The following is a 474-nucleotide window of genomic DNA, read 5'->3' on the forward strand; positions in this document are numbered from 1 at the left end:
TTACAGCCGCGGGCGGTTCGTGACAAATTTTTGATCGCACTCGCAGTACTTTCTCTGGCATTCCTGTTTGCTGTTACTCACCTTCAACCGATCGTTTTATTCATTAGGGATATGTCATGACAGGATGTCCGGCGAATTTGCCTCTCACTCATGCCCCCGGCCAGCAACATGACACTCCCTTTCAGGCTGTCGTGGTGGAGGCGCATCATTGCCATCAACCGCAGGCGTTCTATGCACAGCTTCGTCAACAGGGGCTCACCGCTATCCATTTTATTCCGCAGCTGGCGGCCGGCGACGCCGCGCTTTGGGGAGAGTTTCTCTGCGCAGTCTTTCACCGCTGGGTGCGGGAAGATATTGGGCGCATCAATATTTTACTGTTTAGCGAGACGCTGAGCGCCTGGTGTGGGGAGACGCTGACCCAGCCAGGCGCGCCGGCGGCCAACAGCACCTGCTACGGCTGCCCGTGGCTGCGCC

General features: G+C 57.6%; 1 pseudogene. It reads left to right on the forward strand.

The window, feature by feature from the left end:
* Positions 1–116: 116 nt before the first annotated feature.
* A pseudogene (locus tag M3202_RS22080) lies at positions 117–474 on the forward strand (hypothetical protein); the annotation flags it as partial.

Origin of the sequence: Halalkalibacter oceani (genome assembly GCF_023715605.1) — a bacterium.
GTDB lineage: Bacteria > Bacillota > Bacilli > Bacillales > Bacillaceae_D > Halalkalibacter > Halalkalibacter oceani.